Source organism: Mycobacterium sp. (assembly GCF_032161845.1).
Lineage (GTDB): Bacteria > Actinomycetota > Actinomycetes > Mycobacteriales > Mycobacteriaceae > Mycobacterium.
Genome location: NZ_JAVRQA010000441.1, coordinates 20,895 through 33,707 on the forward strand (window position 1 = coordinate 20,895; position 12,813 = coordinate 33,707).

The 12,813-nt window shown below is 67.9% G+C and carries 15 protein-coding genes, 1 pseudogene and 1 riboswitch; of the genes and pseudogenes, 9 read left to right on the top strand and 7 right to left on the bottom strand.

What is annotated here, in order from left to right:
- Window positions 1-37: 37 nt before the first annotated feature.
- Complete coding sequence (locus QOD90_RS24140; RefSeq protein WP_526353848.1) at window positions 38-448, bottom strand: cold-shock protein; 411 nt, start codon at window positions 446-448, stop codon at window positions 38-40.
- A gap of 159 nt (window positions 449-607) precedes the next feature.
- On the opposite strand from QOD90_RS24140, the gene QOD90_RS24145 reads away from it, so the two are divergent.
- From QOD90_RS24145 to QOD90_RS24160, 4 genes are all read left to right on the top strand, one after another.
- Window positions 608-997, top strand: a complete 390-nt coding sequence (locus QOD90_RS24145) for a YccF domain-containing protein (protein WP_526353819.1) — start codon at window positions 608-610, stop codon at window positions 995-997.
- On the top strand, window positions 994-2,055 hold the full coding sequence (gene moaA, locus QOD90_RS24150) for a GTP 3',8-cyclase MoaA (protein WP_526353821.1): 1,062 nt from the start codon (window positions 994-996) through the stop codon (window positions 2,053-2,055). The genes QOD90_RS24145 and moaA overlap by 4 nt, the downstream gene beginning before the upstream one ends.
- Window positions 2,055-2,321, top strand: coding sequence for a MoaD/ThiS family protein (locus QOD90_RS24155; protein ID WP_526353823.1), 267 nt, complete (start codon window positions 2,055-2,057; stop codon window positions 2,319-2,321). The genes moaA and QOD90_RS24155 overlap by 1 nt, the downstream gene beginning before the upstream one ends.
- A 246-nt stretch (window positions 2,322-2,567) precedes the next feature.
- A riboswitch (cyclic di-AMP (ydaO/yuaA leader) is annotated at window positions 2,568-2,744 on the top strand.
- Between the two features lie 9 nt (window positions 2,745-2,753).
- Window positions 2,754-4,001: a transglycosylase family protein gene (locus tag QOD90_RS24160; RefSeq protein ID WP_526353825.1), complete on the top strand. Its 1,248-nt coding sequence runs from the start codon at window positions 2,754-2,756 to the stop codon at window positions 3,999-4,001.
- Here QOD90_RS24160 and QOD90_RS24165 read toward each other — a convergent pair whose 3' ends face one another.
- Genes QOD90_RS24165 through QOD90_RS24180 form a run of 4 tightly spaced genes read right to left on the bottom strand, consistent with a single transcriptional unit; the run spans window position 4,002 to window position 5,579 of the window.
- Window positions 4,002-4,430, bottom strand: coding sequence for a molybdenum cofactor biosynthesis protein MoaE (locus QOD90_RS24165; RefSeq protein WP_526353827.1), 429 nt, complete (start codon window positions 4,428-4,430; stop codon window positions 4,002-4,004). It lies immediately after the preceding gene.
- Entirely contained in the window at window positions 4,427-4,906 is a 480-nt protein-coding gene (locus QOD90_RS24170; RefSeq protein WP_526353829.1) for a MogA/MoaB family molybdenum cofactor biosynthesis protein, read from the bottom strand. The genes QOD90_RS24165 and QOD90_RS24170 overlap by 4 nt, the downstream gene beginning before the upstream one ends.
- A complete protein-coding gene (gene moaC, locus QOD90_RS24175; protein ID WP_526353831.1) occupies window positions 4,903-5,385 on the bottom strand; it encodes a cyclic pyranopterin monophosphate synthase MoaC in 483 nt (160 codons plus the stop codon). Before moaC ends, QOD90_RS24170 begins: the two co-directional genes overlap by 4 nt.
- A gap of 2 nt (window positions 5,386-5,387) precedes the next feature.
- On the bottom strand, window positions 5,388-5,579 hold the full coding sequence (locus QOD90_RS24180; protein WP_526353833.1) for a hypothetical protein: 192 nt from the start codon (window positions 5,577-5,579) through the stop codon (window positions 5,388-5,390).
- Between the two features lie 157 nt (window positions 5,580-5,736).
- Here QOD90_RS24180 and QOD90_RS24185 point away from each other — a divergent pair, with 157 nt between their 5' ends.
- The 4 genes from QOD90_RS24185 to QOD90_RS24200 all read left to right on the top strand — a co-directional run bounded on the left by QOD90_RS24185 (window position 5,737) and on the right by QOD90_RS24200 (window position 10,962).
- Window positions 5,737-7,992, top strand: a complete 2,256-nt coding sequence (locus QOD90_RS24185; protein ID WP_526353835.1) for a helicase-associated domain-containing protein — start codon at window positions 5,737-5,739, stop codon at window positions 7,990-7,992.
- 58 nt (window positions 7,993-8,050) lie between these two features.
- On the top strand, window positions 8,051-9,700 hold the full coding sequence (locus QOD90_RS24190) for a DNA repair helicase XPB (protein ID WP_526353837.1): 1,650 nt from the start codon (window positions 8,051-8,053) through the stop codon (window positions 9,698-9,700).
- Window positions 9,697-10,053, top strand: a complete 357-nt coding sequence (locus tag QOD90_RS24195) for a VOC family protein (protein WP_526353839.1) — start codon at window positions 9,697-9,699, stop codon at window positions 10,051-10,053. The genes QOD90_RS24190 and QOD90_RS24195 overlap by 4 nt, the downstream gene beginning before the upstream one ends.
- A 69-nt stretch (window positions 10,054-10,122) precedes the next feature.
- Entirely contained in the window at window positions 10,123-10,962 is an 840-nt protein-coding gene (locus tag QOD90_RS24200; RefSeq protein WP_526353841.1) for an SDR family oxidoreductase, read from the top strand.
- On the opposite strand, the gene QOD90_RS24205 is transcribed toward QOD90_RS24200, so the two are convergent.
- Window positions 10,943-11,932, bottom strand: a complete 990-nt coding sequence (locus tag QOD90_RS24205; RefSeq protein WP_526353843.1) for an LLM class F420-dependent oxidoreductase — start codon at window positions 11,930-11,932, stop codon at window positions 10,943-10,945. The genes QOD90_RS24200 and QOD90_RS24205 overlap by 20 nt on opposite strands.
- Before the next feature lie 116 nt (window positions 11,933-12,048).
- Here QOD90_RS24205 and QOD90_RS24210 point away from each other — a divergent pair, with 116 nt between their 5' ends.
- Window positions 12,049-12,474 carry a pyridoxamine 5'-phosphate oxidase family protein gene (locus QOD90_RS24210; RefSeq protein WP_526353844.1) on the top strand — a complete coding sequence of 142 codons (426 nt, stop codon included), beginning with the start codon at window positions 12,049-12,051 and terminating at the stop codon, window positions 12,472-12,474.
- Window positions 12,475-12,529: 55 nt separating this feature from the next.
- Here the strand turns inward: QOD90_RS24210 and QOD90_RS24215 are convergent.
- Window positions 12,530-12,813: pseudogene (locus tag QOD90_RS24215) on the bottom strand (3-hydroxyacyl-CoA dehydrogenase); the annotation flags it as partial.

A 12,813-nucleotide genomic window follows, 5' to 3' on the forward strand; every position in this document is an offset into this window, starting at 1 on the left:
ATCCGCAACCGTGGTGTCGATCTCGCGAGCAAGCCGATTAGGCGTCGAGCTCCTGCGCGACGGCCTTGACCACCTCGGAAATCCGACGAGCCGTCTTGCGATCGGGGTAGCGACCCTTGCGCAGTTCGGGCTGCACCGAACCCTCGAGCAGGGTGATCATGTCCTCGACCATGCCGTGAAGTTCGTCGGGCGTGTGCTTGTGCTCGGGAGTGGCGGCTTCTCGGCGGGTGCGAACGACGCTCGGAGGCGGTTCGATCACCTTCAGGCTCAAAGCCTGCGGACCACGGCGCCCAGCCGCGATGCCGAATTCGACCTTCTGGCCGGCCTTGAGCTCCTGCACGCCCGACGGGAGAGCTGACGATCCCACGTAGACGTCTTCGCCGTCCTCCTGGGACACGAAGCCGAAGCCCTTCTCGGCGCTGTACCACTTCACCTTGCCGGTCGGCACTGGTCTCACCCGCTCGTTTCACAATTGACGCAATGAACGCGTCCCGCCGATGCAGGACGCGAATGCGATGATCCTACAAGGACGCCATCCGCGGCCGGTACCTGATTAGGTCCCGGCCAGGCACACGCCGGTAGGCTGGGAGCCACTGCTGGAGGTGAAATGCGCCTAATCCTGAACGTCGTCTGGTTGCTCTTCGGCGGCTTGTGGCTGGCGCTTGGGTACTTCTTGGCCGGAGTTCTGTGCTTCATCCTCATCGTCACGATCCCGTTCGGCTTCGCCGCGTTCCGGATCGGCATTTACGCCCTCTGGCCGTTCGGCTACACCGTCGTCGAGAAGCCCGGGGCACGCCCGGGCGCCCTGATCGGCAACGTGATCTGGGTGATTCTGTGCGGCATCTGGCTGGCGATCGGCCACGTCGTCACCGCGATCGCCATGGCGATCACCATCATCGGCATCCCCCTCGCGCTGGCGAATCTCAAGCTGATTCCGGTGTCGCTGTTCCCATTGGGCAAGGAGATCGTGCCAACGACCCAGGGCGCCTTCTCATGACCGTGACGGGACTGGGTTTGCCATCGGTGCGGTCGGCGCTGCCATCGCCGAGCGGCGCACCCACCGACGGCCCCCTCCTAGACACGTTCGGCAGGGCGGCCACCGATCTACGGGTGTCCCTGACGGATCGGTGCAACCTGCGCTGCACCTATTGCATGCCCGCCGAGGGGCTCGACTGGCTGCCCGGCGACGACCTGTTGCGTCCCGAGGAGCTCACTCGACTCCTGACCATCGCCGTGACCCGCCTCGGCATCACCAACGTCCGCTTCACCGGTGGCGAGCCGCTGTTATCGCGAAATCTCGAGGGCGCCATCGCGGCGGCCACCTCACTGTCGCCACGCCCGCAGACGGCGGTCACCACCAACGGAATTGGGCTCGCCCGCCGCGCGGCCGGACTCAAGGCCGCCGGCCTCGACCGGGTGAACGTCTCGCTGGACACCGTAAATGCCGAGCGCTTCGCCCGCATCACCCGTCGCGACCGCCTAGGTGACGTCCTGGAGGGCTTGGCTGCCGCGTCCGACGCCGGGCTGTCTCCCGTGAAGGTCAATGCGGTGCTCGATCCGGTGACGGGCCTCGACGACGCTGCCGCACTCCTCCGGTTCTGTCTCGACCACGGCTATCAGCTGCGCATCATCGAGCAGATGCCGCTGGACGCCGGTCATCAGTGGCGACGCGAGGAGGCGATCGACGCGGACCGCATCCTGAGCGCGCTACGCCGCAACTTCGACTTGACGCCGGACCCGGCGCCGCGGGGATCGGCCCCCGCCCAACTGTGGCGGGTCGACGGCGGACCAGGCACCGTCGGCGTGATCGCGTCCGTGTCGCAGGCCTTCTGCGGCGCGTGCGACCGAACGCGTCTCACCGCCGACGGCCAGGTGCGTAGTTGTCTGTTCTCCCGCGAGGAGACCGACCTGCGGCGCCTGATGCGTCGCGGGGCTGACGACGACACCGTCGAGGCCGCCTGGCGCGCGGCCATGTGGGCCAAGCCTGCGGGGCACGGGATCAACGAGCCCGGGTTCGAACAGCCGGAGCGCCCGATGAGCGCGATCGGCGGCTGATGGTGACGGCTTCGACCATCGAAGTGACCGTGCGTTACTTCGCCGCGGCGCGGGCCGCCGCGGGGGTGGAGACCGAGACCGTGTCCGTCGCATCGGGCGCGACGGTGACCGATCTTCTCGCGACCCTCAGAACGCGCGGCCAGCGGCTGGCCACCGTGCTCGACCGATGCTCGTTCCTGTGTGACGGAGTGGCGGTTCGCGACGTGCGAAAGCCACTCGAAACAAACCAGACCGTCGATGTGTTACCGCCCTTCGCGGGCGGATGACGGTGATTTGCATCACATAACGAAACGGTCACAAAGTGTCACACGCGCTGTTCACCGCCACGATTCCCTGCGTAAACGTCGCGCCTTGCTGCCCTTTTAAGATTCTCACAAGATTTGCTGGGCAGCGAAACGCCGACACCTGCCCGAGGTGACGAGAACCGAAGTACCCGTTAACGTCCTATCCCAAGCCACTCGACCCTAATCAGTGGCCCGCCATGCCCAGTTACGCCGAGCTCCATCCGTTGGACATGGTCAAGACCTACCTCAGGGATGGAGGCGGGGGACCCACCGGTCCACCGATTTGCAGGGACCAGGAATCGCGTGCGATTCCTTGGGGTGAAGCCGAAACCGAAAGGTGGCGGCCGGGCGACCTCTCAAGCCCGAACCCGACAGCTGACCTCGTAGGCGTGGACGAGAGGACCTTCTACACCCATGAGTGGACGGCATCGCAAGACCACCAGCTCGGCCAAGAAAGTCGCCAAGATCGCCTTCACCGGCGCCGTGCTCGGTAGTGGCAGCCTCGCCCTCGCCGGTCACGCCGGCGCAGCGACCGACGGCGAATGGGACCGGGTCGCCGGCTGTGAATCCGGCGGTAACTGGGCCATCAACACCGGCAACGGCTACCAGGGCGGGTTGCAGTTCTCGCCGAGCACGTGGGCCGGACACGGTGGCACTGAATACGCGCCCGCCGCGAACCTCGCCAGCAAGGACGAGCAGATCGCCGTCGCCGAGCGCGTGCTCGCCGGCCAGGGCCGCGGAGCATGGCCCGTATGTGGACACGGACTCTCCGGTAGCACGCCCCGCAACGTCCTCGCGGACGCCGCTCCCCTCGACAACCCCGATCTCGGTGGCGAGATTCCGCCAGCGCCAGTCGAAGCCGTGGCACTCGACGCGCCGCTGCCCGTGCCAGATGCCCCTCCGCCGGTCGAAGAGGTCGCGCTCGACGCACCGCTGCCTCCCCCGCCCGCCGATCCGATCGCACCCCCGCCCCCCGCGGACGCCGTAGACGTCTCCCTGGACACCCCGATGCCTGCGCCGGCGCCAGACCCGGCAGCAGTGCCTCTCGACGCTCCCGTGGAAGCGCCGCCACTGAATCTGGATCCTGCGCCGGACGCACCGATCCCCACCGTTGACGTCGCCGACTGGGACGCCGCCCCGGCTCCGGCCGACGGACCCGAGACGTGGGCGTTGCACGGCGCACCGCTTCCGCTCGACCCGGCACTGCCGGTCCTCCCGGCACCTCCGCTGCCGGATCCCGCGGCGGCTGCGCCCGCCCCCGATCCGCTGGCTCCCCTGAACAACGTCGACGTCCCCGCACCCGTGTTCGACGCGGCCAACCAGGCGGTGACCGACGGCGCTCTGCCGGTTCCGCCGAACGGCATCCAGCACCTCGCCAGCCCGGATGCGCTACCGCCCGGCGCCACGATGGATCCGGCCGCGGCGGGCACCGACGGCCCCAACACCAGCTACCTCAAGGACCTGTGGCAAGCGGTCCAAAACCACGACATCAGCGGCAAGGAAGCCCTCGTCATGGGGCTGTCCCAGCGCGGCATGAACACGCCGATTCCGGAGCAGGCTCCGGGCCCGAACGTGCCGATCACCCCGGGTGACGCCGCTGCGCCGCTGCCGCCCGCTCCTGGCGATCCGGCCCTCCTCCTGCCGCCGGCCCCAGGCAACTAACTAAGCCGAGCCCACCCATTCGTCGGACCCATCGACGAATAACTGGTGCTTCCACACGGGTAAGCGCGCCTTGACCGTGTCCACGAGCAGTGCGCACGTCTCGAACGCCGCCCTGCGGTGATCCGCGGCGACGGCCGCGACCAGCGCGGCGTCACCTATGTTCAGCGTGCCGATGCGGTGGCTGACGGCGATGGCACGAACGCCCTCACAGTCCCTGGCGATCTCGGCCGCCACGTCGGCCAACGTCTGCTGCGCGGTTGGGTGTGCGGAGTACTCCAACCGCGTCACCGAGCGGCCGCCATCATGGTCGCGGACCACGCCAACGAAGCCGACGACGGCCCCCGCCGCGCGGTCCATGACCAGCGCCTCGTGCTCGGCGAGTTCGATCATCCGATCGCTCAGGTCGGCTCGCAGAACGCTTGCGCTCATCGTGGGTGATCTCCTCCGCCGAGTTGGTCCAGTGCGTGCTCGAGCACGTCGGCCAGCACGCCGAGACCGTCCTTTACGCCGCCGGGCGATCCCGGCAGGTTGATGATCAGGGTGCCGTCGCGTACACCACACACCCCGCGCGACAGCACCGAGGTTGGCACGTGCGGCAGTCCCGAACGCCGGATCGCGTCGGCCAGGCCCGGGATCTGGAAGTCGACGATGGTGGCCGTCGCGTCCGCGGTCCCGTCCGTCGGCGAGATACCGGTGCCGCCGGAGGTCAGGATCAAGTGGACCTTCTCCCCAAGCGCCGCGAACAGCGCCTGGGTCACCGCGCGGCCGTCGGCCACCACACTGGGTGAGCTCACCTCGTACCCGCGCTGAACGAGCCAGTCCACGATCACCGGCCCGGTGCGGTCCTCGTAGACACCGTTGGCCGCGCGGGTGGACGCGATGATCACCCGTGCCGATCGGGTCATGTCCGCGTCCACGTGCCCGTCTTGCCGCCGTCCTTGCGAAGCACCGCGATGCCGTCGATGGTGGCCGCGGGGTCGACGGCCTTCAGCATGTCGTAGAGCGTCAGGGCGGCGACGCTGACGGCGGTCAGCGCTTCCATCTCGACGCCGGTGCGATCGGTGGTCCGAACCGTGGCTGTGATCGTGACTTCCGTTGTGCCGATGCCGAATTCGACGTCGACACCGGTCAGTGCCAGCTGGTGGCACAACGGGATCAGGTCACTGGTGCGCTTCGCGGCGAGAATGCCTGCGACCCGGGCGGTGGCCAGGGCATCCCCCTTGGGCAGCCCGCCGGTGGCGATCAACTCCACGACGTCCGGACGGGTCCTCAAGACGCCGGTCGCAACGGCCGTGCGCTTGGTGGCGTCCTTGGCCGTGACGTCGACCATGTGCGCCGCGCCCGATTCATCCAGGTGCGACAGCCGATCGGGGCGGGCTGTCACGACTACTTGTTGATGACGGTGACCGGGTGCGTGTAGGGCAGGTCCTCGGCAGGCAGCGGAAACGTCAGGTCGCCGAACGGGGACAGCGCGCCGGTGCGGTCGGCGGCGAGCTCACTGACCGCGTGGTCGTCCTCGTCGCTGGCGGGCCAGCCGTTGTCGACGTAGCGGTTCTTCTGCGGTTTCTTGTCAGCCACGCCTCACATTGTGGCAGGCGCGTCGTGTGCTGGCGAGTGCGGCGGGCAGGAGCGGAGCGACCGGGGGATGTACCGGCGGGCAGGAGCGGAGCGACCGGGGGGACGTAGGGGCGCTGGCGCGGGTCGGATACAGCGGTCTGGCTTAGGCTGGTAGCCAATGTCCGAATCAGCTCCCGTCGTGCCGTTGGGCGCCTGGCTGGCCGAGCTGCCCGACGATCAGCTCGTCCGCCTGTTGGAGCTGCGACCAGATTTGGCCCAACCACCCCCGGGATCGATCTCCGCGCTGGCCGCCAGGGCGCAGTCCAGGCAGTCGGTCAAGGCCGCCACCGACGGACTCGACTTCCTGGCCTTGGTGGTGCTCGACGCGTTGCTGGTGTTGCGAGCCGACGGTGGCGGCGTCCCCGTGACCAAACTGGTCGCCCTGATCGGCGATCGGGCAGGCCAGGATGATCTGAATGCCGCCATCGATGTTCTGCGGGCCCGCGCATTGGCCTGGGGTGAGACGGCCCTGAGGGTGGCGCCGGAATCCGCGGCGGGCCTGCCGTGGCATCCAGGCCAGGTGACCCTCGAGGCCGACGGGCTCGATGCCGACCGCATCGTCGAACTGTTGGACGGCGTGGACGGACCCCAGCTCGAACTGTTGCAGCGCCTCGTCGAGGGGTCACCGATCGGCCGCACCCGCGACGCCGCACCGGGCACCTCCGCCGACCGGCCCGTCCAGCGCCTGTTGGCGGCCGGGCTGCTGCGCCAGGTCGACGAGGACACGGTGATCCTGCCGCGCCTCGTCGGGCAGCTGATGCGCGGGGAATCGCCGGGCCCAGTGGGATTGGTACGGCCCGATCCCACGGTGACGTCGACGTCCGTCGTCGACGTCGACGCGGCCGCGGCCGGATCTGCGATGGACCTGCTCCGTGAAGTCGACGTGGTGCTGGAAACGCTCTCCAGCGCACCGATCCCCGAACTGCGTAGCGGCGGCCTCGGGGTCCGCGAACTCAAGCGGCTCACCAAGGGCACGGGCGTGGACGACGACCGAGTGGGCCTCATCCTCGAGGTGGCCTCCGCGGCGGGCCTGATCGCGGCAGGCATCCCCGAGCCGGATCCGTTGGATGGCGCCGCGTCGTACTGGGCGCCGACACTGGCCGCCGATCGGTTCCTCGAATCCCCCACCGCCGTGCGGTGGTATCTGATCGCGTCGGCCTGGCTGGATCTGCCCGCCAGGCCCGGCCTCATTGGAGAACGCGGTCCCGACGGCAAACCGTATGGCGCACTGTCGGATTCGCTGTACTCGACGGCGGCGCCGCTGGACCGCAGGCTTCTGTTGGCGACGCTCGCCGACCTGCCGCCGGGCGCGGGTGTCGACGCCGCTGGCGCGTCGAGGGCGATGACGTGGCTTCGGCCGCGCTGGGCGGCACGGCTTCAACTCAAACCGGTCTCCGACCTGCTCGCCGAGGCGCACGCCGTTGGCGTGATCGGTAGGGGTGCGGTTGCCAGCCCGAGCCGCCGGCTGCTCGCCGGTGAGGCGGAGGACGCGGTCGTCGCGGCGATGAACAAGGTGCTGCCCGCGCCGATCGACCACTTCTTGCTGCAGGCCGACCTCACGGTGGTGGTGCCGGGGCCGTTGGATCGGGCGCTCGCGGAGCAGCTGTCGGCGGTCGCAACGGTCGAGTCGGCGGGCGCCGCAATGGTTTACCGGATCAGCGAGCCGTCCATCCGCCGCGCCCTCGACACCGGTCTCAGCGCGAGCGAGCTGCACACGCTGTTCGCCCGACACTCGAAGACTCCCGTGCCGCAAGGCTTGACGTACCTGATCGATGACGTCGCGCGTCGCCATGGACAGCTGCGGGTCGGCATGGCGGCCTCGTTCGTCCGTTGTGAGGATCCTGTCCTGCTGACTCAGGCGATCGCCGCTCCGGCGCTAGAGAAGCTGGACGTTCGAGCGCTGGCGCCGACCGTCGCCGTGTCGATGTCGCCGATCAACGAGGTGCTCGCGGCGCTGCGGACCGCGGGCTTCGCGCCTGCCGCTGAGGACTCCTCCGGCGCGATCGTGGACATCCGGTCGCGCGGCTCACGGGTGCCCACCCCCGGGCGGCGGCGGGGCTATCGGCCGCCCCAGGGACCGACGTCTCAGACGCTCGGCGCGATCGTCGCCGTCCTGCGCAAGGTGGCGTCCACCCCGAACGACGGCACCCGGCTCGACCCCGCCGAGGCGATGGCCCAGCTCCACGGCGCCGCGCACCGCCAGGAGTCGGTGGTCATCGGCTACGTCGACCCGGCGGGCGTCGCAACACAGCGCGTCGTCGCGCCGATCAACGTCCGCGGCGGCCAGCTCACCGCCTACGATCCGGCTGCCGGTCGGGTGCGGGACTTCGCGATCCACCGCGTGACGTCGGTCGTGTCGGCCGATCCGGGATAATGGACGGAATGACTGGGCAGCGCGATGACTTTGCAGCAAAAAGCGGAGCGGGATCGCGATGACTGAGGGCCCCCTGATCGTGCAGTCCGACAAGACGGTGCTGCTCGAGGTAGATCACGAACTGGCCGGCGCGGCGCGGGCGGCGATCGCCCCGTTCGCCGAGCTGGAACGCGCGCCCGAACACATCCACACCTACCGCATCACTCCGTTGGCGCTGTGGAATGCGCGCGCGGCAGGGCACGACGCCGAGCAGGTGGTGGACGCCCTGGTGTCGTTCTCGCGCTATTCGGTGCCCCAGCCGCTGCTGGTCGACATCGTCGACACGATGGCCCGCTACGGCCGTCTGCAGCTGGTGAAGAGTCCCGTGCACGGTCTGCTGCTGGTGAGCCTGGATCGCGCGGTGCTCGAGGAGGTGCTGCGGAACAAGAAGATCGCTCCGATGCTCGGCGCCCGCATCGACGACGACACCATCGTCGTGCACGCCAGCGAGCGCGGGCACATCAAGCAGATGCTGCTCAAGATCGGCTGGCCCGCGGAGGATCTCGCAGGCTACGTCGACGGCGAGGCGCATCCGATCGAACTGGCGCAGGACGGCTGGGTGCTGCGCGACTACCAGGAGATGGCGGCGGATTCGTTCTGGGCGGGCGGCTCGGGCGTCGTGGTGCTGCCGTGCGGTGCGGGCAAGACCATCGTCGGTGCGGCGGCGATGGCGAAGGCCGGGGCGACGACGCTGATCCTCGTCACCAACACGGTTGCGGGCAGGCAGTGGAAGCGTGAGCTGATCGCCAGGACCACGCTCACCGAGGAGGAGATCGGCGAATACTCCGGGGAACGCAAGGAGATTCGCCCCGTCACCATCGCGACCTATCAGGTCATCACGCGTCGCACCAAGGGTGAGTACAAACATCTGGAGTTGTTCGACAGCCGCGACTGGGGGCTGATCATCTATGACGAGGTGCATCTGCTGCCTGCTCCCGTCTTCCGGATTACGGCCGACCTGCAGTCCCGGCGGCGGCTCGGGCTGACGGCAACGCTGATCCGTGAGGACGGCCGCGAGGGCGACGTGTTCAGCCTGATCGGTCCCAAGCGCTACGACGCGCCGTGGAAGGACATCGAGGCGCAGGGCTGGATCGCTCCGGCCGAGTGCATCGAGGTACGCGTCACGATGACCGAGAACGAACGGATGATCTACGCGACGGCGGAGCCAGAGGAGCGCTACAAGCTCTGCTCGACGGCGCACACCAAGATTGCCGTGGTCAAGTCGATCCTGGCCCGCCATCCCGGCGAGCCGACGCTGGTGATCGGCGCCTACCTCGACCAGTTGGACGAACTGGGGCGCGAACTCGACGCCCCGGTGATTCAGGGATCGACCAAGACCGCCGAACGCGAGAGCTTGTACCAGGCGTTCCGAACGGGCGAGATCCAGACGTTGGTGGTGTCCAAGGTTGCCAACTTCTCCATCGATCTCCCTGAAGCCAGTGTGGCAGTGCAGGTATCGGGAACGTTCGGATCGCGGCAGGAGGAAGCGCAGCGACTGGGCAGACTTCTGCGCCCCAAGGCCGACGGCGGCGGAGCGATCTTCTACTCCGTGGTGTCGCGCGACAGCCTCGACGCGGAGTACGCCGCACACCGGCAGCGGTTCCTGGCCGAACAGGGTTACGGGTACATCATCAAGGACGCGGACGACCTGCTGGGCCCCGCGATATGACGGTGCGACGGGTAGTGCCGATCCTCACCGTCGCCGATCTAGATAGTGCGCGCGCCGCTTACGTCGAGACATTGGGTCTGGCCGAGGTGATGAACCACGGCTGGATCCTGACTCTCGCGGACGCCGACCACAGCCACCAGATCAGCTTGATGACAAAGGATTTGACCGCGCCCGTCAATCCCGACGTGTCCGTGGAGGTTGACGACGTCGATGGCGCTCATGCCGCCGCAGTGGCAGCGGGACTGACCATCGTCCACCCACTGACCGACGAGGAGTGGGGCGTGCGACGCTTCTTCTTCGAGGACCCGTCGGGCAACGTCGTCAATGTCTTGAGCCACCGCACCCAATCTTGAAGACGATCACGTATGCGATCGAGCCGATCAACCATGGATCGTCTCGATCGTTCGCCATTGAATGGCGGCATGACCAACACCAACACCATCCTCGTCATTGGTAGCACCGGCAAGACCGGCAGGCGCGTCACCGCCCGACTCGTTGAACTCGGCCACGACGTCCGACACGGAAGCCGTTCCTCGGCAACACCGTTCGACTGGGAGAGGCCCGGTACCTGGGCCCCCGCCCTGGCCGGCGTGACGGCGGCATACGTCGCGTACAGCCCCGACCTGGCTGCGCCGGGATCGTGCGAGGCGATCACCGAATTGACCCAACTCGCCAGTGCGGCCCAGCTCGAGCGACTCGTGCTCCTGTCGGGCCGCGGCGAGGAGGAGGCCCAACGCGCCGAAGCCGTCATACGGAACTCGGGGCTGGGGTGGACCATCGTTCGCGCTACCTGGTTTGCGCAGAACTTCAGCGAAGGCAACTTCGTCGACGACGTGTTGGCGGGCACCGTCGCCTTGCCCGTCGGTGACGTCCTAGAACCCTTCGTCGACGCCGACGACATCGCCGACGTGGCCGTGGCCGCCCTGACCGACGACCGCCACGTTGGCCAGATCTACGAGCTGACCGGCCCGCGGCTGCTCACCTTTGCCGATGCGGTCGCCGAAATCAGCTCGGCCACAAACAGAGTCGTCGATTTTCAGACTGTGTCGATGGCCGACTATGCGGCCGTCCTTGCCGACTACCGGGTGCCGCCCGCAGAGATCGACCTGCTGCGGTATCTCTTCACGACGGTGCTGGACGGCCGCAACTCCTCACTCGCCGACGGCGTGCAACGGGCACTTGGCCGCGAGCCCAAGGACTTCGCCGACTTCGCCCGTGACGCCGCAGCGGCAGGTGTTTGGGTCAACTCAGCGCGGGGATGACCTCGCGCTCGAACAGCTCGATGCCCGAGCGATCGTAGGCCGCCTCGGGGAAGTAGAGGATCGCGTACTCGCAGCCGAGGTCGCGCATGCGGGTCAGCCGCTCGACGATCTGCTCAGGCGTGCCGCTGGCAGAGTCCGGCGAAGTGGCATTCGTGAGCATCGCCTCAACCGCCTCCTGGTTCGCCTTGGTGGCCTGCCGCGCGCGAATCCGCTCGACGCGCTGCGCCACGTCGGCCTCCGATGAACCGACGATCGCGTTGAAGTTCGCCGACCGCACGATGGAGCCGTAGTCGGTGCCGACCTTGGCGCAGTGCCCCTCCAGCACCTTGGACTTGTGCACGAAACCCTCTGGCTCGGAGGTGAAGTTCGTGTACTGCGCGTACTTCGCGGCGATCTTCAAGGTGACCTTCTCGCCGCCTCCTGCGATCCAGAGCGGAATACCGTTCTCCTGCAACGGCTTTGGCGCGACGATCGCGCCGTCGACCTGGTAGTGCTTGCCCGAGAGGCTGACCCGACCGTCACGCCAGGCGTCGCGCATGATCTGCACGCCTTCGTCGAGCATGCCTAGTCGGACGCCGGCCGACGGGAAGCCGTAACCGTAGGCCTTCCATTCGTGCTCGTACCAGCCGCCACCAATACCCATCTGGATCCGACCGCCGGAGATGATGTCGGCCGTGGCGGCGACCTTGGCCAGGTAGACCGGGTTGCGGTAGCCCATCGCCGTACACATCTGACCCAGCTTGATTCGAGAAGTCGTGGCCGCATACGCCGACATCAACGACCACGCCTCGTGGGTCGCCTCGTCCGTCGGCACGGGGACCGTGTGGAAGTGGTCGTACACCCAGAGCGAATCCCATGGTCCGCCGTCGGCGTAGGTGGCCAGGTCGCGCATCACGCCCCATTGGCTTGCGGTGGGAATGTCCACCAGATCGAGTCGCCAGCCTTGCGGGATGAAGAGTCCGAAGCGCATGCCTTCCGACTCTAGTCCCGGCGCGCCAGGCCCAACGCGGCGAGCGCCCCCTCGACGGCCGCGGGCGCCGAAGTATCCAGAGCCAGTTGTCCGGACGTCGCGCTAGCGTGGAATGCATGGCCCTTACTCAAGAAGAACGCGAACAATTTCTGGCCGAACCTCACATCGCCGCGTTGTCGGCATACGCGGGCGATACGCGCGGACCGCTCACGGTGCCGATCTGGTACCAGTACTCCCCGGGCGGCGAGCCGTGGATTCTGACCGCCCCCGGCTCCCGGAAGGCCCGGCTCATCGAGGCCAATGGCTTCTTCTCGCTGATGGTGGAACGGCTGGAACCGTCGACGCGCTACGTCGCCGTCGACGGTTCGGTGAGCAGCATCGAGCCAGGCACCGACGCGCAACTTGAGGAGATGACCCGCCGGTATCTGAGCGGTGAGGCGGCCGACAAGTACCTGGAGTTCGCCCGCAACGAACTCGGCGAACACGTCGTCATCAGGATGAAGCCGGAGCACTGGCTCTCCGCCGACATGGGTTCCTTCTGAGACGCGCAAAAGTCCCCGAAACGCCGTTGTTTCGGGGACTTTCGCGCCAACGCGACTAGCTGCTGAGCGACGCCGGCGGTTCGAAGCGTTCGCCGTACTTCGCGGCCAGCTCCTTGGCGCGGGACACGAAGGCCTGCTGGCCCGTACCCGCAGGCCCCTCGTAGCCGACGATGTACTGCGCCGAGCCACCCGTCCACGGCGGGAAGCCGATGCCCATGATCGAGCCGATGTTGGCGTCGGCGGTGGTCATCAGCACACCTTCGTCGATGCACTTCTGCGTCTCGAGCGCCTCGGCGAACAACATGCGATCGATCATGTCCTGCAGCGGGATCTCGGTGG

Bases quoted from the DNA above. Each gene is read 5' to 3' on its own strand.
- QOD90_RS24170 (WP_526353829.1), bottom strand. From the start codon at position 4,906: ATGACCCGATCGGCACGGGTGATCATCGCGTCCACCCGCGCGGCCAAC.
- QOD90_RS24200 (WP_526353841.1), top strand. From the start codon at position 10,123: ATGACCAACACCAACACCATCCTCGTCATTGGTAGCACCGGCAAGACC.
- QOD90_RS24155 (WP_526353823.1), top strand. From the start codon at position 2,055: ATGGTGACGGCTTCGACCATCGAAGTGACCGTGCGTTACTTCGCCGCG.
- moaA (WP_526353821.1), top strand. From the start codon at position 994: ATGACCGTGACGGGACTGGGTTTGCCATCGGTGCGGTCGGCGCTGCCA.
- QOD90_RS24205 (WP_526353843.1), bottom strand. From the start codon at position 11,932: ATGCGCTTCGGACTCTTCATCCCGCAAGGCTGGCGACTCGATCTGGTG.
- QOD90_RS24210 (WP_526353844.1), top strand. From the start codon at position 12,049: ATGGCCCTTACTCAAGAAGAACGCGAACAATTTCTGGCCGAACCTCAC.
- QOD90_RS24195 (WP_526353839.1), top strand. From the start codon at position 9,697: ATGACGGTGCGACGGGTAGTGCCGATCCTCACCGTCGCCGATCTAGAT.
- QOD90_RS24145 (WP_526353819.1), top strand. From the start codon at position 608: ATGCGCCTAATCCTGAACGTCGTCTGGTTGCTCTTCGGCGGCTTGTGG.
- QOD90_RS24185 (WP_526353835.1), top strand. From the start codon at position 5,737: ATGTCCGAATCAGCTCCCGTCGTGCCGTTGGGCGCCTGGCTGGCCGAG.
- QOD90_RS24160 (WP_526353825.1), top strand. From the start codon at position 2,754: ATGAGTGGACGGCATCGCAAGACCACCAGCTCGGCCAAGAAAGTCGCC.
- QOD90_RS24165 (WP_526353827.1), bottom strand. From the start codon at position 4,430: ATGAGCGCAAGCGTTCTGCGAGCCGACCTGAGCGATCGGATGATCGAA.
- QOD90_RS24190 (WP_526353837.1), top strand. From the start codon at position 8,051: ATGACTGAGGGCCCCCTGATCGTGCAGTCCGACAAGACGGTGCTGCTC.